Origin of the sequence: Frigoribacterium sp. CFBP 8759, from assembly GCF_014841655.1 — a bacterium.
Taxonomy (GTDB): domain Bacteria; phylum Actinomycetota; class Actinomycetes; order Actinomycetales; family Microbacteriaceae; genus Frigoribacterium.
Window position 1 is genome coordinate 238,146 of the sequence record NZ_JACYUH010000003.1, and the last position, 18,995, is coordinate 257,140.

The following is an 18,995-nucleotide window of genomic DNA, read 5'->3' on the forward strand; positions in this document are numbered from 1 at the left end:
ACGTACGACTCCGTCGGACGTCGGGGAACGACGGAGGTCCTGCCGCCTCGGCGGACGTCGGGGAACGCCGAGGCAGCAGGGCTCGCCGGCGGACGTCGGGGAACGCCGGAGAGGTGACGGCAACGCGCCGTCGGTGGGGGTTCATACCCACGAATGGAACTCAACCACCCTCGCCCGGTCGCCCGAACCCCCCGAACGAGTGCGTGGGGACCCCCAGAACAGGACCGTTCGGGATCTCGGCGGCCGCGCCTCCTGCCTGGGCGTCAGCCCTGACGGGCCACCGGTGGGGGTATATCGTCCGGGTATCGTTCGACCCCGTTGCACCCTCGAGAAGGAGAACACCATGAGCAGCACGTCAGCACCCGGCACCTTCGGCTTCGGCACCGGCCTCGACGGCATGTGGCAGGCCATGGAGCAGCTCCGCTCGACCTTCGACCGCCGCGAGGGCACCCGTGCGCCGCGGGGCGAGGTGCGGGCCGCGATCCTCGCGCTGCTGGCCGAACGCCCCATGCACGGCTACCAGATCATCCGCGAGATCGACGAGCGCAGCGGCGGCGACTGGAAGCCCAGCGCCGGGTCCGTGTACCCGACCCTGCAGTTGCTCTCCGACGAGGGGCTCGTCGCCGCGGAGGAGACCGACGGCCGCAAGGTCTACTCGCTCACCGAGGCCGGTCGCGCCGCCGCCGGGGTCGACCCGTCGGCTCCGTGGGAGCCCGAGCGCTCCGCCACCGGCGACCGGTTCCGCGCCCTGCCCAAGGCCGGCGTCGAGCTGGCCCGCGCCACGGCGCAGGTCGGCCGGACGGGCTCGCCCGAGCAGGTCGACGAGGCGGTGGCGGTGCTCGACGAGGCCCGTCGTCGCATCTACTCGATCCTCGCCCGAGACTGACGAGGGTGGCGTCGACCGACCCCTCCGCGTCCAGTCCTCCGGTGCGTGACCGAGCCGGTCGCGCGCGCTACCGTCGCATCCTGCGGTTCGCGTCGCGGCACCTCGCCGTCACCTGGTGGTTCGAACTCGTCCTGCCCCGCTTCGGCCTGCGGCGGCTCGCGGAGCGCACGCGTGCGCGACGCATGCGGCGCTTCGCCCGGGGCTTCCACGCTCTGGCCCTCGACCTCGGCGGTCTGATGATCAAGGTCGGCCAGTACCTGTCGTCCCGCCTCGACGTGCTGCCGCCCGAGATCACCAAAGAGCTCGAGGGGCTGCAAGACGAGGTCACGCCCGTGCCCTTCTCGGGCATCCGCGCCCTGGCCGAGGCCGAGCTGGGCCGACCCCTCGGGCAGGTCTTCGCCACCGTCGCCGAGTCGCCCATCGCCGCCGCCTCGCTCGGCCAGGCGCACCGGGCGACGCTCGGGCCCGTCGACGCGGCCGACACGGGCCTCACGGACGTCGTGCTCAAGGTGCAGCGGCCCGGCATCGACGCCGTGGTCGACGTCGACCTCGCCGCACTCCGCCGCGTCGGCGGCTGGCTCAGCCACGTCCGGCTGGTGTCGGACCGGGTCGACGCCCCCGCCCTCGTCGAGGAGTTCGCGCGCACCAGCCTCGAAGAGATCGACTACCTCAACGAGGCCGCCAACTCGGCCCGCTTCGCCGCCGACTTCGCCGACGACGACCGGGTGAGCGTGCCCGACGTCGTGTGGGAGCGCACCACGCGTCGCGTCCTCGTGCTGGACGACGTCTCGGCCATCAAGATCACCGACGTCGACGCGCTGGCCGCCGCCGGCATCGACCCCGCCGAGGTCGCCCCCGTCTTCGCCGCGGTGATGTTCGACCAGCTCTTCACCCACGGGTTCTTCCACGCCGACCCGCATCCCGGCAACATCTTCGTCACGCCCGTGCCCGACGCGGTCGACGGGCAGCGACCGTGGAAGCTCACCTTCATCGACTTCGGCATGATGGGCGAGGTGCCGACGGGCACCCGGACGGGCTTGCGCAAGCTGCTGATCGCGGCGGCCTCGCGTGACGGTTCGGGCATGGTGAACGCCATGCGCGACCTCGGCGTCCTGCTGCCGAGCGCCGACACGCTCGGGCTCGAGCGGGCCGTGACCGCCACCTTCGCCCGGTTCGGCGGCATGGGGTTCGCCGAACTCCGGCAGGTCGACCCGCGGGAGTACCGCGAGTTCGCCGGGCAGTTCGGCGACCTCATCCGGTCGCTGCCGTTCCAGCTGCCCGAGGACTTCCTGCTCGTGCTGCGGGCGATGACGCTGACCTCGGGGGTCGCCAGCGCGCTCGACCCGGCGTTCAACCTGTGGGACTCGGTCGAGCCCTACGCGGCCCAGTTGATCCGCGACGAACGCGGCAACGCGGTGCAGGACGTCACGCGCCGCACCCTCGACGCCGCCACGGTGGCCGTGCGTCTGCCCGGCCGACTCGACCACCTCGTCACGCGCCTCGAGGACAGCACGCTCGAGGTGGGCAGCCCCCGGATCGAGCGCCAGTTGACCCGCATCGAGCGGACCGCCCGGCGGGTGGTCTCGGCCGTGCTCTTCGCCGCCCTGCTGATCGCGGGGGCCGTCCTGCGAAGCGGGGACGACGTGGTCGGCACGGTGCTCATGGCCACCTCGGCGGTGCCCCTGCTGCACGCGCTGCTGGCCGGCCGCGGACGCTGACCTCCGGCCGGTGCGCCCCGGCGGGGTACAGGGGGTTCCCCCTGACTGGGGACACGACGCCCCTTACCGAGTCGACGATCCCTCGGTACCGTCGCCCCATCGGCACCGTGCCGAGACGTCACAGCCCCCTCCCGACAGGCACCACGGGGGCCTCGGCGCCCCCCACCCGAAGGACTCCCCGACATGTCCCGATCGCTCCGCCGCGCCCGCTGGACCCGCCGTGCCCGCTGGGCCGCCGTGCCCGTCGCCGTCATCGCCTCCGGCGCCATCATCTCGACGGCGTCGTACTCGGCCTTCTCGGCCACCACCTCGAACCCGACGAGCAACTGGTCGACCGGCACCGTGCAGCTCACGGACGACGATTCCGACGTCGCCCTGTTCTCGGCCTCGGGCCTGATGCCCGGTGACACCGGCACGAGGTGCATCACGGTCACCTCGACGGGCAGCCTGCCCTCGTCGGTCCGGCTCTACGGCACCGCGGCGACCACGACCAACTCGCTCTCGTCCTTCCTCGACCTGACGATCCAACAGGGATCGGGCGCCTCCAGCGCCTCGTGTGACGGCTTCACCCCGGCGAGCCAGGGTGCGCAGGTCTTCTCGGGCACCCTCGCCGACTTCGCCAGCCAGCGGACCGGCTACGCGACCGGCGCCCCGACCTGGTCACCGGACGGGACGGCCGCCGAGTCGCGCTCGTTCAAGTTCACGTACGCGCTCAGCCAGTCGACGCCGAACACCGGTCAGGACTCGCGCGCGGCGATCGCCTTCACCTGGGAGGCCCAGACCCGCTGACGCGGGAGACGACGCCCGAGCCGGAACACGCCGACATGACGACCCTCGCGGCCCCCGCCGCCACCACCCCGCAGGTCCGCTCCGACCTGTCGTTCTGGGGTGCGCTGTGCCTGGCGACGATCGCGCGGGTCGTCCTGACGACGGCCGTGTGCCTCCTGCTCTGGGCGGCCGTCCCGGCCCTCTGGGGCTGGTCGCCCACGACCGTGGTCACGGGGTCGATGTCGCCCGCGATCACCGCCGGGGACGTGGTCGTGGCGATGCCCGTCGACACCGCCGACCTCGACGCGGGGCAGGTGCTGCTCGTCGACGATCCGGACCGGGCCGGAGAGCTGCGGCTGCACCGTCTGGTCGACACGACCGACGACGGGTCGTTGCGACTCAAGGGCGACGCGAACGCCGAGGTCGACTCGAGCCCCGTCGCCGCCGAGGCCGTGCACGGCGTCGGGGTCCTGCTCGTGCCGTCCATCGGGTCGCCGATGCTCTGGCACGGCGGCGACCGCGTGGTGGGCGTGCTCGTCGTGTCCCTCGTCGTGCTGCTCTTGCTCGCGGCGATGCGGCTCGAGCCGACCAGCGAGGACGTCGTCGACCCCCTCGCCCCGTCCCGTCACCGTGCGCCCACGCAGCCGTCGGGGCGGTCGCGCGCGGCCCGGGTCTCGGGCGTCGCCCTCACCGTGGTGGCCGGGGTGGCCGTGCTGTTCCTCGTCGTCGGCTCGAGCCACGCGGCGTTCTCGGCCACGACCTCGACCTCGAGCGTGCTCGCCACCTCGCGGTTCGCCTGCCTCGACCGCCCGGTCGCGGCGCAGGCGCGATTCGCCTACCAGTTCAACGACGGGGTCGGCACGACCGCGCGCGACAGCAGCGACAACGGACGACCGGGCACCCTCACCCCCGGGGCCACGATCACGGGCGGCACGTGCGCCCCCGGTGACGGCCCGTTCCTGAGGCTCGACGGCGTGGACGGTCAGGTCACGACGGGGCTGAACGTCGACGGCCCCCAGGTCTTCACCGTCGAGACCTGGTTCCGCACGACCACGACGACGGGCGGCAAGCTGATCGGCTTCGGGAACAGCCAGGCGGGCGCGTCGGGACAGTACGACCGTCACCTCTACCTGACCGACCGGGGCACGCTGATCTTCGGCGTCTACAGCGGCGGGTACTTCACCCTGCAGAGCCCGTCGACGTACACCGACGGTGCGTGGCACCTCGCGACGGCGACCCTGGACGCCTCGGGCATGACGCTCTACGTGGACGGCGCGCCGGTCGGGTCGTCGTCCCAGGCGGCGGCCGAGAACGCCCGCGGCTACTGGCGGATCGGCTACGACGCGGTGAACGCGCCCTGGCCCTCGCCGCCGACCAGCAAGCACTTCCGGGGCGACCTCGACGACACGACGGTCCTCGACGTCGCCTCGACGGCGGCCGAGGTGAGCGCGAGGTACGCGGCCGGCCGGTGAACGTCGACCGGCGTCCGCCGACCGGCGTCCGGGGACCCGGGCCCGGGGACCCGGGCCCGGGGACCCGGGCCCGGGGCCTCGGTCAGGAGGCGCGGGTCGGTCGAGCGAGGCGCCGCCGGTGGACCCGTCGGTCAGGAGCGGGCGAGGCGGCGGCGTCGGATGGCCGTGACGGTGACGAGGGCGGCACCGAGGAGCAGGACCAGGCCGGCACCGATCACCGGCAGCGTGGTGTCCGCACCCGTGTAGGCGAGGTCACCGCGGGGGCCGGTGCCGTTCCGGTCGGAGACGGGGACGGCCGGGGTCGACGGCGTGGTCGTCCCGGGCGGCGTGGTCGCGCCGGGCGGCGTGGTCGTGCCGGGGGGAGTCACGGTGCCGGGAGGGGTGCCGCCGTCGCCCGGGGGCGGCGTGACGACGTCGGCCGGGGTGACCGTGATCGTGTAGTCCGCGGTGTCGGGCGGCGTCGTGCCGTTGTCGGCCGTGATGGTGACGGTGGTGTCGCCGGGGGTGGTCGGGGTGCCCGAGATCTCGCCGGTGGTGCCGTTCAGCGTGAGGCCGGCCGGCAGGGTGCCGGTGGTGACGGTGAAGGTCGGGGCCGGGGCACCGGTCGCCGTGACGGTGAACGAGTACGGGGTGCCCTCGGTCGCGGCCGTCGGACTGCCCGACGTGATGGTCGGTGCGACGGTCTCGGACGGCGTGCCGACCGTGGGGCAGGCCGCGGGCACGGTGAGGGTGTTGGTGTCGAGCGTCACGGCGCCGGTGCGGGCGAGGAGCCGTCCGACGACGGTCGCACCCGTGGTCGCGGTGATGGACTCCTGCGCGAGGATGGTCCCGCGGAAGTCCGCGTCGGCGAGGAGGGTGGCCGAGCTGCCGACCTGCCAGAAGACGTTGCACGCGCTGGCGCCCTGGGAGAAGGTCATGGTCGTGTTCGCGCCGATGGTCAGGGTGCTGGCGGCCTGGATGACCCAGACCGACCGATCGGAGCCGGCGAACGCGAGGCTGCCGTTCTCGGTGAGCTGCACCGCGTCCCCCGAGTAGACGCCGGGCGACAGCGACCGACCGGCCAGGTCGACGACGTTGCTCTCCTGCGGGGTGAGGGCCGCGGCCACGTCGTAGGCCGAGGTGAGGTCCTGCTGCGCGAGCCGCGCGGGTTCGTCGGCCACGTGCTGCACGCCCCCGACGATCACGCCGGGGCCACCGGCGTCGAACCCGGTGACCGAGGAACCGGGGCTGAGGCCGACGTCGCCGTTCACCACGCTGAGGCCGGTGTTGGTGACCGTCGAGGCGGCGAGCACGGCGTAGCTGCGGGCCGACCCGAGGTCGACGGGGCCGTCGATGACGCTCGCGGCGCTCGCGGGGAGGGCCGAGGCCATCGTGAGGGCGGCGGCGACGCCGAGGACGAGCCCCGAGCGGGCGAGGAGGGAAGGGGACGTCGAACGGGGCATGGCGCCACCTGACTGGGAAGAGGAGGCACCTGGACACACGTGATCGGTTCGTGCGGGCGTTCCCCGTTACCTGAGGTATACGCGGGTCTCCCTGAGAACTCAATCCTTGACGCGTCATCCGGCGACGCGACCGACGCAGCGGCACCCGTGTACCCCGGACTGGGCGTCGACTCGTGCGCCGTGCGGTCCGTAACGTCGATGCGTGATCCACGAGACCCACCCCGAGTCGTCGGACGCCCCGACGGCCACGACGACCACCCCCGCCACCCCGTTCGGAGCCCCGTCCGCCGCCGTCGAGCGACGCATCGCCATCGTCGAGGCGGCCATGCGCGTCTTCACCGAGCACGCCTTCCACGAGGCGTCGTTCGAGTTGGTCGCCCGAGCCGCCGATCTGCCCGTCAAGACCGTGAGCGACGAGTTCACCCACTGGAACGGCCTGGTCCTGGCGACCGTCGACCTCTGGGTCGGCCGCCGCACCCGGCCGCTGCTCCCCCTCGCCCGGACGCACGGCACGATCGCCCTGCTGCGCGCGATCGTCGCCGCGAACGCCGCCGAACCCGCGTTGATGCGCCTGCTGAGTGCCACCGTCAACGTCGCGGCGACCCCCGGCCACGCGCTGGCGCCGCTGTTGCACGACCAGTGGCAGCAGTTCTACCGGTTGATCCACAGCTCGCTCGCGCAGGACGTCGAGCTCGGGCGCGAACCCGACACGATGCAGCCGGCCAGGGGTGCCGAGCAGTTGATCGCCCTGTACGAGGGACTGCAGCTGCAGTCCATGGTCCGACGTGACATGGACGTCGTGGAGTCGTTCGACCGGGCGATCACGCGCCTGCGCGCCGGGTGGGGCTCCGTCTACGTGCCGCCCTCCTGGGACCTCGAGCTGGTTTGAGCCGTCCCTCGCCGACGGGTCGTCGAGGCGATCGGGGTACATCTGAGACAGGCTCATGGACAATCCGGCGTCGTCGGCGTAGAAAAGACGGCACATCGCGTCTCACCAGCGTGATGAGGGGCACGACCCCGACGCCGGGACCCACCACCCCGGTGAGATGCGACCGAAGAAGGTACGCCGTGGATCAGACGGCCGAGACGACGACGAGGCGACCCGCCCCGCTCCGTCTCGTGCGCCTCCTCGGCTTCTCGGGTCTCGCCGCGATCGGCATGGTCGGTCTCGGACTCGCCTTCTCGTCCCCGTCGGCCTCGGCCGACGAGGCCCCGTCGTCCCTCCTCGGCGGCGTCACCTCGGCCGTCGGCCAGGTCGCCGGATCGCTCGACGCCCCCGTGGCCGCCGTCGGTCAGACCGCAGGAGGCGCGGTGTCACAGGTCACGGGCGTCGCCGTCCAGGCCACGGCCGTCGCACCCCCGGTGCAGCAGGTCGTGCAGGCCGCCGCCCCCGTGGTGCCCCAGGTCGTGCAGCAGGTCGCAGCCGCCGCACCGGTCTCGTCGGTCGTCGCGCCCGTCGCGCAGACCGTGGACCAGGTCGTCGCGTCCGTCCCCGTGGTGCCTGCCGTCACCGGCCCGGCGCCCGTCTCGACCGTGACCGATCCGCTGACCGGCGTCGTCGACGAGGGTCTGACCGCCGTCGGCGACTCGGCTGCGGCCCCCGCCGCCCCCGTGCTCCCGCCGGTCGTGCCCGGGGGCGTCACGCCCCGACCGGGCGTCACGGTCCCCGCGGGCGACGTGCCCGCCGGGGCGGACGCGGACGTCGACGGAGCCGACGGCCTCGGAGTCGTCGCCGCCGACGAGCTCGCCGTCGCCGTGGTGGCCGACGCGTCCGACGTGTCCGGCACGACCGCATCGATCGACGCGGTCGGCATCCTGCGGGCGCAGATCGCCTCGGGTCCGTCCTCGTCCGCCGACACGACCAGCGCACCCCTGGCGCCCACCCCCGGCCCCGCACCGCTTCCTGCCGGGGACGACCACGGCACGCCCGCCCTGCCCTCGGGCACCGGCGGAAGCGCGAACGGTCAGGCCTCGGGCGGCGGAGCGGCCGGCGGTGCCGTCGCGCTCGACGCGACCCGCGCCTCCCTGCTTCCCGGACTCGCCGTCTCGGCGGGGTCCGCGGACGGCGACGACGACCTCCCGTCGACGCCTGCGTACGACACCGACTCTTCCCCCGACTGAGGCCGGTCGCGTCGCCCCTGCAGCCTCCCGGCTGCCGGCGACATCAGCGACCCCGCCGCGACCCCGCGGCACCACACACCTCATCTCTTGGAGAAGACCATGAACACGTACGTCTCGAGAGGGCTCATGGGAGCGCTCTTCATCGGGGGCATCTGGGCCCTCGGAACCACCGCCGCGAACGCGGCGACCACCACCGGTGACGACGGGCTGCTCTCGGGCACCCAGGTCGGCGCCGTCGTCGAGGCTCCGGTCTCGGCGCTCGGCAACGCGGTCAGCGTCCTCGGCGACTCGAGCAGCACCGCGCCGGCCCCTGCGGCGCCTGTCGCCCCTGCCGCTCCGGCTGCGGCACCCGCCGCCCCGGCCGCGGCACCCGCCGCACCCGCCGCGCCCGTCACGACGACGAGCGGCGACTCGGGCGTGCTCTCGGGCAGCCAGGGCATCGTCTCGATCGACGTACCGGTCAGCGTCGGTGGCAACGCGGTCTCGGTGCTGGGCGACTCGGCCGGCACGGCCGCTCCCGTCCAGGCCGCGGCCCCCGCGGCACCGGTACCGGCGGCACCTGCCGCCACGTCGGGCGACGACGCGATCGGCTCGGGCACCCAGGCTCTCGTCGACGTGACCCTGCCGGTCACGGTCGGCGGCAACGCGATCTCGGTGCTGGGCGACTCGTCGAGGACCGGCACCACGACCGGCACCCCCGCAGGAGGCGCGACCGACGCCGGCCCCACCGGCTCGGCCACCGGCACCACCAGTGGTGACGACGGCATCCTCGGGGGCACGCAGGTCGTGCCGTCGGTTGGGCTGCCCGTGACCGTGGGCGGCAATGCCGTCTCGGTGGTCGGCGACAGCAGCAGCACGGGCACCACGACGGGCACCGGCACCACCGGCGCCGGCACGGGTCCGACCACGGGTGGCGCCGCCACCAGCGGTGACGACTCCGTCGCCGGGGGCACGCAGGTGATCCCGACGGTGACCACCCCGGTCACGGTCGGTGGCAACGCGATCTCGGTCATCGGCGACAGCAGCAGCACCGGCACCGGCACCACCGGCACCGGCACCACCGGCGCCGGTACGGGTTCGACCGGCGGCACCACGAGTGGTGACGACGGCATCCTCGGGGGCACGCAGATCGTGCCGTCGGTGGGGCTGCCCGTGACCGTGGGCGGCAATGCCGTCTCGGTGATCGGCGACAGCAGCAGCACGGGCACCACGACGGGCACCGGCACCACCGACACCGGTTCGGGTTCGACCGGTGGCACCACGAGTGGTGACGACGGCATCCTCGGGGGCACGCAGGTCGTGCCGTCGGTGGGGCTGCCCGTGACCGTGGGCGGCAACGCCGTCTCGGTGGTCGGCGACAGCGACACCACGGAGGGGACGACCGGCACCACGCCGACCGTCCCGACCGACCCGACCGACCCGACCGACCCGACCGACCCGACCGACCCGACGATCCCCGTCGACCCGGCCGAGCCGTTCGAGCCGACCGACCCGACGACGCCCGCCACCCCGGGTGACGGCGGCACCACCACGCCCGGCACCGACGGCACCCCCGGCGTCGACGGCACGACCGGCACCACCGGCACCGTGCTCATGACCGCCGCAGCGGCCGACCGCAGCGTCCTCGCCTCGGGGACCAGCGCCTCCTCGGCCCTCGCCGCCGACTCGTCGCTGGCCTTCACCGGTGGTGACGCGACGGCCCCGCTCCTGGGCGGACTGCTGGCGCTGCTCGCCGGGCTCGGCCTGCTCGTGGCGGCCCGCCGCCGGACGGCCCGCGCCTGACGGTCACCTTCGTCGCTCGCTCCTGAGCGACTCCACACCGACGGTGCACCGCAGACCTGGTTCAGGGGCCTGCGGTGCATCGCCGCGTCCGGAATCGTCGGATGCCCTCGTGCGTTGCACGACACATGACGTCCGCACCCACCATCGGCATCCTCGGCGCGGGCAAGGTCGGCACCGTCCTCGCCCGCCTCGTCCACTCCGCCGGCCACCCCGTCCTCCTCTCCGGCTCGGGGGACCCTGCCCGCATCCGCCTCATCGTCGACGTGATCGCCCCCGGGGCCCGCGCGGTCTGGTCGGCCGACGCGGCACGGGAGGCCGACATCGTCGTCCTGGCCCTGCCGCTCGGCAAGCTCGACTCGGTGCCGGTGGACGCCCTGGCGGGCAAGGTCGTCGTCGACGCCATGAACTACTGGTGGGAGACGGACGGCCTGCGCGACGACCTCTCGGACGTCCGGACCTCGACGAGCGAGCTCGTCCAGCAGCACCTGCCCGCGTCACGCGTCGTGAAGGGGTTCAACCACATGGGGTACCACGACCTCGACGAGGGAGCACTGCCCGCCGGTCATCCCGAGCGGAGCGCGATCGCCCTGGCATCGGACGACCGAGAGGCACTCGACGTCGTCGCGGACCTCGTGGACGCCATCGGCTTCGACCCCGTCGCCCTGCCCACCCTGGCCGACGGCATCGCCCTCGAGCCGGGGTCGCTGGCCTTCGGAGCGGACGTCGGCGCGTCCGAACTCCGCGAGACGGTCCGCGACTTCTGGAGCTCGCAACGCGGGCTCGCGGTGGCCCGCGCACGACGTTCCCCGAGCCCGGTCGCCGGTGCCGACGCGGCGGTGGAGGTCACGGCGGGGTAACGAAGTAGATGCGTTCCAATCCTTTTCGGGCCCGGTGGCGAACCCAGTACATCCCCACCGGGACCAACTGACAAGGAGCTTCACCATGAACGCTTTCACTCGCAAGAACATCACCAAGACCACCCTCGGCCTCGTCGCCTCGGGCGCCCTGATCTTCTCCCTCGCCGCGTGCTCGATGGACTCCGGCACCTCGACCGACACGTCCTCCTCGTCGAGCTCGTCGTCCTCCGAGCCCAGCGCCGCCTCGACGCCCGCCGCGTCGATCGCCGACCTCAGCAACGGCGTCGACACCCAGGTCGCCGTCGACCAGTCCTTCGTCGACGCGATCACCTCGCTCGGCCTGACCCCCGGCGTCGTCGGCACCGCGACCTTCACCGACGGCACGTTCGCCTTCCCGATCACGGGCGGAAACGTCGACTACTACGGCCCCGACAGCGACGTGCGACCCTACGTCCAGGGCGAGATCGACCACGACGGCTCCGGCCTGTCGCTGACCTCGGCCGACGGCACCGTCGTCGAGCTCACCGACTTCCGCATCGACCCGGGCGAGAGCAAGCTCTACGGCACCGTGACCGCCAACGGCACCGTCGCCGCCGAGGACGCCTACCTGTTCAACCTCTGGGGTGGCACGCTGAAGCCGATCCAGATGGAGGGCTCGAACGCCGTCCTCGAGGGCACCACGGTGCACATCAGCCCCGACGCCGCGTCGCTGCTGAACCAGACCTTCAAGACCGACGCCGTCCAGGACGAGATGCTCGTCGGCGTCGCGAAGATCACCGCCGCCACGGAGTAACACCTCCGCTCGACCGATCGGGCACGTAGCCGATCAACGAAGAACCCCGTTCGCGAAGAAGAACCCCGATCAATCGTGGTTCGTCTTCGTGAACGGGGTTCTAGGCGTCCGGGTCAGGAGGCGCGGGCTGCTACTCGGCCTTCTCGGTCTGCCACTTCTCGGGCGCCCGGTCACCGTTCGGGCGCACCGGCCGGACGTCGCCCACGATGGGGATGGCCCGCTTGCGGAGCGCCCAGAGGTAGCGCACGAAGAAGTGCGTGAGGGTCGAGAGTCGGTTGCCGTTCCCGAGCAGGCTCGTGATGTGGACGAACACCCACAGCAGCCAGGCGACGGGGCCGGTCAGCGTGAAGCCGTTGGGCAACTGCACCACGGCGGCGTTCGTGCCCACCGTGGCCATGGTGCCCTTGTCGTGGTACTTGAACGGCGCGAGCTTCTTGCCGGCGAGCAGGCGGACGATCTGTTCGCCGATGTGCTCGCCGCCCTGGATCGCCGGCTGGGCGAGCTGAGCGAGGGCGTCGTCGGTGGCGGCGATGTCACCCGCGGCGAAGATGCAGTCGAAGCCCTTGACCGTGAGGTCGTCGTTCACCTGGATGCGTCCGCCGTGGGTCTGGGGCACGCCCCACGAGGCGACCTCGGCGTGGGCCGCGACGCCGGTGGCCCAGATGACGAGCTCGGCCGGGATGAACTCGCCGTCCGCGGCGACGACGCCGTCGGGACGGACCTCTTCGACACCCGTGTCGAGCCGCAGGTCGACGCCGCGCTTGCGCAGCACCTTGGCGGCGTACTTGCGCAGACGGGGGGAGAAGGGCTTGAGCAACTCGCCGCTGCGGTGCACGAGGGTGATCGTGATGCTCGACGCGTCGATCTCGGGGTAGGCGTCCTTCAACGCCTGGTCGCGCAGTTCGGCCAGCGCGCCGGCCATCTCGACGCCCGTGGCACCGCCACCGACGATGACGACGCGCACCTCGCCGCTGCCCACCGAGGCCGCGGCGTTCTCGAGCTGCGTGAAGAGCTCGTCACGGATGCGCAGCGCCTGCGACCGGGAGTACATCGAGTAGGCGTACTCGTAGGCGCCCTTGGTGCCGAAGTAGCTGGTGTTGACGCCGTTGGCGAGGACCAGGGCGTCGTAGGCGATCTCTTCGCCGTCGCGCAGGGTGATGATGCGTTCGTCGGCGCGGATCGTCGTGAGCAGCCCGTGGCGGAACTCGGCGTTCGACTGCTTGGACCGCAGGCTGCGCAGGAAGTAGGTGACGTCGCCCGCGTTGAGGCCGCCGGTGGCGACCTGGTACATGAGCGGCTGGAACATGTTGTAGACGTGGCGGTCGATCAGGGTGATGCGGACGTCGGCGTCTCGGAGGGACCTCATCGCCGCGATGCCGGCGAAGCCGCCGCCGACGATGACGACGTGGGGGCGGGGGTCTGCGGTCATGGGGTTGCTCCTGCGGTGTCGATCGTGTCGTCGGATCGTCGTCGACCCCGGTTGGCCGGACCCTGGCGCCGAGTCCGCCGCGAGTTTACTCGCCTCACGAGTCGGATCGTGCACCGGATGCATCGACGGACGACCCGTGACCGGGGGACTTCCGGGGCCCGTCCACCGATGGTACGTTCATCTAACTACTTGGTGATCGAGTTGCTCGTTCAATAAGCGACATGTGTCGCGCAGTCGTCGGACGGGACCCGAACCCCGGGCCGAGGTGGACGCCGTACCCGGTCCGATTCCTCCCGGAGACCCGATGACCCCCGCCCCCGACGCGCAGACGACCGTCGCGCCCCGTTCCGACACCCGTGCCGACACCCGCCCTGAGCCGCGGACCGACGACGTCACCGCCGTGCTCGTCGCGCTGCAGCGCCTGCAGTCCCGGATCGCCTCCGTCAACGACCGGTTGGCCAAGGGCATGGGCGTCGGCGCCACGGACTACCTCGCCCTGGTGCACCTCTCCGTGCACGGCGACACCCCGCCCAAGAAGGTCGGCGAAGCCCTGGGGCTCTCGTCGGGTGCCATGACGGCCCTCGCGGACCGCCTCGAGGCCGCCGGTCTCGTCGTCCGGCTCCAGCACCCGACCGATCGACGCAGCTTCGTCCTGGCGCTCACCGCCGAGGGGTCGAGCGGCGTGGACGAGGCCGGCATCCTCTACGGACGAGTCGTGCAGGAGGCGCTGTCCGCGTCCCGTCGTCCCGTCGCCGAGGCGGTCTTCCGCGACCTGGGCGACGCCCTCGGGGTCGCGGCGCCGTGAGGACGACCGACGCCGCGCCTCCTGGTCGGGAGGTCGGACGGCAGCGGGGGGACGACGCCCGGGCCCCCGCGGCCCGGCGACCCGCTAGGGTCGGCTCGTGAGACTCTCGGTGACCTGGACGGCAGGCGGTGCGCAGCACGGCATGCAGGTGCACGACGATCGTCTCGTCTACGTGCTCCGTGACACCGCCGGACGCCCCACGACGCACGAGATCCCTGCCGGTTCGCTCGAGACCGTCGACTACTCGACGGTCGCGGATCGACCGGTCATCACGCTCAACGAACGAGACGGCACGAAGACGTCGTTCCCGTGCCCCCGCAAGATCGCCCGGGTGCTCTACCCGGCGATCAAGTGGCTGACCGTCTGACCGCGACCGCTACGAGGTGCGCTCGAGGTCGGTGACGTGCGAGCGCCGACGGACCGCGACCTCGCGCCTCCGCGCCTTGACCGCCCCGCGGAAGCCGACCTCGGCGACGATCGCGCCGGCGATCATCAGCGAGAAGCCGGCGAGCCCGGTGGGCAGGCCGAACATCGTGGGGGCGTCCCAGTCGAAGGTGAACGCCAGGACGGCCAGGCCGATCGCCACGAGGGCGAAACCGGCGACCGACAGGCAGACGCGGCGGGCTCTCGGTGCACTCATCGGTTCAGCGTAGGCAACACCTGACGTCCGGTGGCGGCGTTCTCAGGGGACGCGGATGGTTCTGCCGCGTAGCCCCCAGCCGGCCCGGTGGCCGGCCGGGTCCACAGGATGCGTGATTGCACTCCCGGCGTGAAAGTGCAATCATCGTCTTCGGCCGCGAGGCCCCCGGCGACGTCGCCGATCACGAGAGCGACGAGACCAGGAGGCGCGCGATGGCCACGACCGCCGGCAAGACGGCCCAGCGTCGACTGCGCACCCGCGTCGCGTTGACCGCTGCCGCCCGGCGCCTGACGGCCGAGCACGGACTCGCCGGCTTCACCATCGAGGAGCTCTGCGCCTCGGTCGGCATCTCGCGTCGGACGTTCTTCAACCACTTCGCGTCGAAGGACGACGTCGTCGTCGGCGTCGCGCTCGACGACGACGACGAGGCGCTCGAGGGGTACTCGTCCTCGCGACGCGACCCGCGCCTCCCGCCCTTGTCGACCGTCTTCGACGACCTGGGCGCGCTCGTCGTCGAGCGTGTCGAGAACGTCGGCCTCACCCGCGGGCAGGCCGCGCACTTCAAGGCCGCACTCGACCGCGAGCCCCGCCTGTTCGGCGCCATGATGCGGCAGGGCGACGAGCAGCGGCGACGCGTCGTCTCGGCCGTGGCCGCACACGAGGGGCTCGACGGGGGCGATCCCCGCATCGACGTCGCGGTGACCCTGCTCACCGGGCTCGTCCAGCGGGCCTTCGAACGGTTCTTCTCCGCCGAGGGGCGGGACGACGAGCGCTTCGACGCCGTCCTCGCCGACCAGCTCGTGATCGCCCGCGAGCTCTTCGCCGCCGCCGCGCCTCGTGGCGCCGCCTCCCCGCCCGCCCCGACCCACCCTGCCGACCACGACCGAAAGGCGCTGTGACCCAGCCATGACGACCACCACCGCAGCGAAGGCCGACGCGCCCTTCCTCTTGACGAAGAGACGCATCTGGATCATCTTCGGCGCCCTCATCTCGGGCATGCTGCTGTCGAGCCTCGACCAGACGATCGTGTCGACGGCCATGCCGACCATCGTCGGCGAGCTCGGCGGCGTCGAGCACCAGGCCTGGATCACCACGGCGTACCTGCTCGCCACGACGATCGTCATGCCGATCTACGGCAAGTTCGGCGACGTCCTCGGCCGTCGCAACCTGTTCCTCGTCGCGATCGCGATCTTCACCCTCGCGAGCATCGGCTGCGCCTTCGCCACCGACTTCTGGATGTTCGTGGTGTTCCGCGCGATCCAGGGCCTCGGCGGCGGCGGTCTGATGATCCTCTCGCAGGCGATCATCGCCGACATCGTGCCCGCCTCCGAGCGCGGCAAGTACCTCGGCCCGCTCGGCGCGGTCTTCGGCCTGTCGGCCATCGGCGGGCCCCTGCTCGGCGGCTTCTTCGTCGACCACCTCACCTGGCAGTGGGCGTTCTACATCAACATCCCCGTCGGCATCGCGGCGTTCGCCATCACCTGGGCCGCCCTGACGCTGCCGAGCAAGAAGGCCACCAAGCGCATCGACGTGCTCGGCGTGGTGCTGCTGTCGGCGGCGACCACCTGCCTGATCTTCTTCACCGAGTTCGGCGGTCAGGACGACCACGGCTGGGGTGCGCCCGAGACCTGGCTCTGGGGCGCCGGAGTCGTGGTGGCGGCGTCGCTTTTCGTGCTCGTCGAGTCGCGTGCCGACGACCCGATCATCCCGCTGTCGTTCTTCCGCAACAAGGTGTTCGTGCTCGCGACCGCCGTCGGCTTCGTGCTCGGCATCGGCATGTTCTCGGCCATCGCGTTCGTGCCGACCTTCCTGCAGATGTCGTCGGGCGCGTCCGCGGCCGTCTCGGGCCTGCTGCTGCTGCCGATGATGGTCGGCCTGATCGGCACGTCGATCCTGTCGGGCAACCTGATCACCCGCACCGGCAAGTACAAGGTGTTCCCGGTGGTCGGCACGATCCTGACCGGCATCGCCATGGCGCTGTTCACGACCCTGACCGCCGACACCCCGCTCTGGCTGATCTGCGTGTTCCTCTTCCTCTTCGGTGCGGGCCTCGGCCTGATCATGCAGGTCGTCGTGCTCGTGGTGCAGAACTCGGTCGACGCCCAGAACGTGGGCACGGCGACCAGCACGAACAACTACTTCCGCGAGGTGGGCGCCGCGCTCGGCGTCGCGATCTTCGGTGCGTTGTTCACGAGCCGGCTCACCTCGAACCTGACGGACGTCTTCACGGGCGCCGGGGCGTCGGCCGGTGACGCCTCGCAGGCCACCGCGACCCTCGACCCCGCGACGCTGAACCAGCTGCCCGAGCAGATCCGTCGTCTCGTCGTCGAGGCCTACGCCGATTCGCTGGCGCCGGTCTTCGCCTACCTGATCCCGTTCATCGCCGTGGCGTTCGTGCTGTCGCTCTTCCTGCCGCAGATCAGACTCTCCGACGTGGCCGGCATGGTGTCCCGCGGCGAGGCGCTGTCGGGCGACGAGGCCGAGCAGCTCGAGGCCGCCGAGCGCGCCGCGCACGGTCGTGGCGCCGGACGGGCCGGGAGGCGCGGTGCCGGGACGGCGTCCGAGGTGGCGACCGCCGGTGCGGTGGCGACCGGGGCTCCGGTCGCGCCGCTCGACGGGGTCGATCAGCGGGACGACGCCGACGAGCGTGTCGCCGACGGGGCCGACGAGCGGGACGACGCCGACCGCCCGTAGCCGGTCGGATGGCGGGGGCGCCGGGTCAGACGGCGGCGGGGCCCTGGGCGGGCAGGGCCGCGGCCGCGGCCGAGGTGCGGGCGGGGGCGGACGCGAGTCGCGCCTCCTGGGCGGCGTCCCAGACGACGCCGTCGACGTCGTCCTCGCGCAGGCGGGTGGGGGTGCTGTGGGTGCTCATGGGTGTCTCCTCGGGCGGGCCCGTCGGGTCGGACGCGTCAGACGATGGTGCGGCACGGTGGGGTCGTGCCGCGGCCCCCAGTTCGTGGGCTGTGATCGATCACCGTAGCGGATGCGCGCGGGGCGTCGTGACCGGTGGCCGTGGCCGGCGCCGCGCCTCCTCGTCCACGGTCCCTAGGATCGTGCGCATGAGCACGTCAGGTGAGGACCGATGATCCACGACGTCGCGCTGGTGGGACACGGCGTGCGGCTCGATCCGCTCGCCGTCGAGGATGCTGCCGCGCTCTGGCCGCTGACCGACGACGGGCTCTGGGCGGGCATGGTGACGCCGCGTCCGGCGAGCGTCGCGGCGTACGCCGAGCACGTGGAGGCGCAACTCGCGAACCCGACGACCCTCGCGTTCACGGTGCGCGGCGAGGACGACGGCCAGGTGCGGGGCACGACGACCCTCTACGACCTCGTGCCGGCGCAGGGGCGGGTCGAGATCGGCAGCACCTGGTACGGCCGCCCCTTCTGGGGAGGACGGACGAACCCCGCCACCAAGCTGCTGCTGCTCACGCACGCGTTCGACGCCCTCGGCCTGAACCGGGTCGCGCTGCGCTGCGACGCCCGCAACCTGCGGAGCGCGGCAGCGATCCGGCGGCTGGGCGCCGTCCCCGAGGGGGTGCTGCGTTCGCACCGCGTCGCCGCCGACGGCACCCTGGGCGACACTGCCTACTTCTCGATCGTCCGCGCCGAGTGGCCCGACGTGCGGGCCGGCCTGGAGGCGCGGCTCGCCTAGTCGCGGGTCGCCGGCGCGGCGACCTCCAACGCCTCGAAGAGCTCGTCGGCGACCAGGTGGGACTCGTTCGACATGAGGGTGATCGAGGCCCCGCCCTCGACGTCGACCATCACCCAGCGGCCGCCACGGCGCCGTCGGCGTTCGTCCACCGGAGTGACACGGACGTCGTGCAGCGCGGCGACGGGCCACTCCTCGGCCGTCACCCCCCGGAGGCGCGAGACCGGGTCGGGCACGTAGCGCAACCGCGTCGTGGACAGGGCGAAGCGACCGGGGTAGGCCGCGCCTCCCGTGGGCAGGACGCGCTCGGCGAAGGTGCCCCAGAGGAGGCGCTCGCCGGGGTCCACGGGGAGGCGTCGCCACGACGAGAGGGCGAGGGTGCGCAGGGCGAGCACCACGACGGCGGCGGCGAAGAGGACGGTGCCGACGAGCATGACGAACCACGAGCCGTCCCGGCCCTCGGACTGCGCCCGCCAGGTGAGCTGGGCGACGAACAGGAGGGTCAGGAACGCGTACAGGCTGACCATCCAGGCCTGAGCGGCCCGCAGCTTCTGCTCGGAACGGTGGCGAGGCGGGTCGGGCACGGCCTTGTCCATGAAGGATTGTCTACACCAGGGGAGTGGCGGGGTCGTC

The 18,995-nt window shown here is 72.6% G+C and carries 19 protein-coding genes; 14 read left to right on the plus strand and 5 right to left on the minus strand.

Going from position 1 to position 18,995, the window contains the following annotated elements; genetic code table 11:
• Nucleotides 1–343: 343 nt before the first annotated feature.
• The 4 genes from IFT79_RS11225 (at nucleotide 344) to IFT79_RS11240 (ending at nucleotide 4,844) form a co-directional block, all read left to right on the plus strand.
• The gene (locus IFT79_RS11225; protein WP_056047119.1) at nucleotides 344–886 is read left to right on the plus strand and encodes a PadR family transcriptional regulator; all 543 of its coding nucleotides are present in this window, start codon (nucleotides 344–346) and stop codon (nucleotides 884–886) included.
• A 41-nt stretch (nucleotides 887–927) separates the two neighbouring features.
• Nucleotides 928–2,604 carry an ABC1 kinase family protein gene (locus IFT79_RS11230; RefSeq protein ID WP_342211832.1) on the plus strand — a complete coding sequence of 559 codons (1,677 nt, stop codon included), beginning with the start codon at nucleotides 928–930 and terminating at the stop codon, nucleotides 2,602–2,604.
• Nucleotides 2,605–2,787: 183 nt separating this feature from the next.
• On the plus strand, nucleotides 2,788–3,393 hold the full coding sequence (locus tag IFT79_RS11235) for a hypothetical protein (protein WP_056047117.1): 606 nt from the start codon (nucleotides 2,788–2,790) through the stop codon (nucleotides 3,391–3,393).
• A gap of 35 nt (nucleotides 3,394–3,428) precedes the next feature.
• On the plus strand, nucleotides 3,429–4,844 hold the full coding sequence (locus IFT79_RS11240) for a LamG-like jellyroll fold domain-containing protein (protein WP_192124236.1): 1,416 nt from the start codon (nucleotides 3,429–3,431) through the stop codon (nucleotides 4,842–4,844).
• A gap of 131 nt (nucleotides 4,845–4,975) precedes the next feature.
• On the opposite strand, the gene IFT79_RS11245 is transcribed toward IFT79_RS11240, so the two are convergent.
• On the minus strand, nucleotides 4,976–6,286 hold the full coding sequence (locus IFT79_RS11245; protein ID WP_192124238.1) for an ice-binding family protein: 1,311 nt from the start codon (nucleotides 6,284–6,286) through the stop codon (nucleotides 4,976–4,978).
• Nucleotides 6,287–6,488: 202 nt separating this feature from the next.
• Here IFT79_RS11245 and IFT79_RS16920 point away from each other — a divergent pair, with 202 nt between their 5' ends.
• From IFT79_RS16920 to IFT79_RS11270, 5 genes are all read left to right on the plus strand, one after another.
• Nucleotides 6,489–7,175, plus strand: coding sequence for a TetR/AcrR family transcriptional regulator (locus IFT79_RS16920; RefSeq protein WP_192124240.1), 687 nt, complete (start codon nucleotides 6,489–6,491; stop codon nucleotides 7,173–7,175).
• A gap of 179 nt (nucleotides 7,176–7,354) precedes the next feature.
• Nucleotides 7,355–8,407: a hypothetical protein gene (locus IFT79_RS11255; RefSeq protein ID WP_192124242.1), complete on the plus strand. Its 1,053-nt coding sequence runs from the start codon at nucleotides 7,355–7,357 to the stop codon at nucleotides 8,405–8,407.
• 99 nt (nucleotides 8,408–8,506) lie between these two features.
• Nucleotides 8,507–10,189, plus strand: coding sequence for a chaplin family protein (locus IFT79_RS11260; protein ID WP_192124243.1), 1,683 nt, complete (start codon nucleotides 8,507–8,509; stop codon nucleotides 10,187–10,189).
• Nucleotides 10,190–10,314: 125 nt separating this feature from the next.
• On the plus strand, nucleotides 10,315–11,046 hold the full coding sequence (locus IFT79_RS11265) for an NAD(P)-binding domain-containing protein (protein ID WP_192124245.1): 732 nt from the start codon (nucleotides 10,315–10,317) through the stop codon (nucleotides 11,044–11,046).
• 85 nt (nucleotides 11,047–11,131) lie between these two features.
• Nucleotides 11,132–11,839: a hypothetical protein gene (locus IFT79_RS11270; RefSeq protein WP_192124248.1), complete on the plus strand. Its 708-nt coding sequence runs from the start codon at nucleotides 11,132–11,134 to the stop codon at nucleotides 11,837–11,839.
• Nucleotides 11,840–11,969: 130 nt separating this feature from the next.
• On the opposite strand, the gene IFT79_RS11275 is transcribed toward IFT79_RS11270, so the two are convergent.
• Nucleotides 11,970–13,268 carry an NAD(P)/FAD-dependent oxidoreductase gene (locus IFT79_RS11275; protein ID WP_056047096.1) on the minus strand — a complete coding sequence of 433 codons (1,299 nt, stop codon included), beginning with the start codon at nucleotides 13,266–13,268 and terminating at the stop codon, nucleotides 11,970–11,972.
• A 304-nt stretch (nucleotides 13,269–13,572) separates the two neighbouring features.
• Between IFT79_RS11275 and IFT79_RS11280 the strand changes: the two genes are divergently transcribed.
• The gene (locus IFT79_RS11280; RefSeq protein WP_159825458.1) at nucleotides 13,573–14,073 is read left to right on the plus strand and encodes a MarR family winged helix-turn-helix transcriptional regulator; all 501 of its coding nucleotides are present in this window, start codon (nucleotides 13,573–13,575) and stop codon (nucleotides 14,071–14,073) included.
• Nucleotides 14,074–14,170: 97 nt separating this feature from the next.
• Entirely contained in the window at nucleotides 14,171–14,440 is a 270-nt protein-coding gene (locus IFT79_RS11285) for a hypothetical protein (RefSeq protein ID WP_148053652.1), read from the plus strand.
• Between the two features lie 9 nt (nucleotides 14,441–14,449).
• On the opposite strand, the gene IFT79_RS11290 is transcribed toward IFT79_RS11285, so the two are convergent.
• A complete protein-coding gene (locus IFT79_RS11290; protein WP_173151788.1) occupies nucleotides 14,450–14,713 on the minus strand; it encodes a hypothetical protein in 264 nt (87 codons plus the stop codon).
• 212 nt (nucleotides 14,714–14,925) lie between these two features.
• Here IFT79_RS11290 and IFT79_RS11295 point away from each other — a divergent pair, with 212 nt between their 5' ends.
• Together IFT79_RS11295 and IFT79_RS11300 are read left to right on the plus strand one after the other, a co-directional pair.
• Entirely contained in the window at nucleotides 14,926–15,612 is a 687-nt protein-coding gene (locus tag IFT79_RS11295) for a TetR/AcrR family transcriptional regulator (protein ID WP_192124251.1), read from the plus strand.
• Between the two features lie 7 nt (nucleotides 15,613–15,619).
• Complete coding sequence (locus tag IFT79_RS11300; RefSeq protein ID WP_192124253.1) at nucleotides 15,620–17,407, plus strand: MDR family MFS transporter; 1,788 nt, start codon at nucleotides 15,620–15,622, stop codon at nucleotides 17,405–17,407.
• Nucleotides 17,408–17,432: 25 nt separating this feature from the next.
• Here IFT79_RS11300 and IFT79_RS11305 read toward each other — a convergent pair whose 3' ends face one another.
• Complete coding sequence (locus tag IFT79_RS11305) at nucleotides 17,433–17,585, minus strand: hypothetical protein (RefSeq protein WP_157485397.1); 153 nt, start codon at nucleotides 17,583–17,585, stop codon at nucleotides 17,433–17,435.
• A 210-nt stretch (nucleotides 17,586–17,795) separates the two neighbouring features.
• Here IFT79_RS11305 and IFT79_RS11310 point away from each other — a divergent pair, with 210 nt between their 5' ends.
• Nucleotides 17,796–18,365 (plus strand): GNAT family N-acetyltransferase, encoded by a 570-nt coding sequence (locus IFT79_RS11310; protein ID WP_192124255.1) that lies wholly within the window; start codon nucleotides 17,796–17,798, stop codon nucleotides 18,363–18,365.
• Here the strand turns inward: IFT79_RS11310 and IFT79_RS11315 are convergent.
• A complete protein-coding gene (locus IFT79_RS11315; protein ID WP_192124257.1) occupies nucleotides 18,362–18,958 on the minus strand; it encodes a hypothetical protein in 597 nt (198 codons plus the stop codon). The genes IFT79_RS11310 and IFT79_RS11315 overlap by 4 nt on opposite strands.
• Nucleotides 18,959–18,995 lie beyond the last annotated feature (37 nt).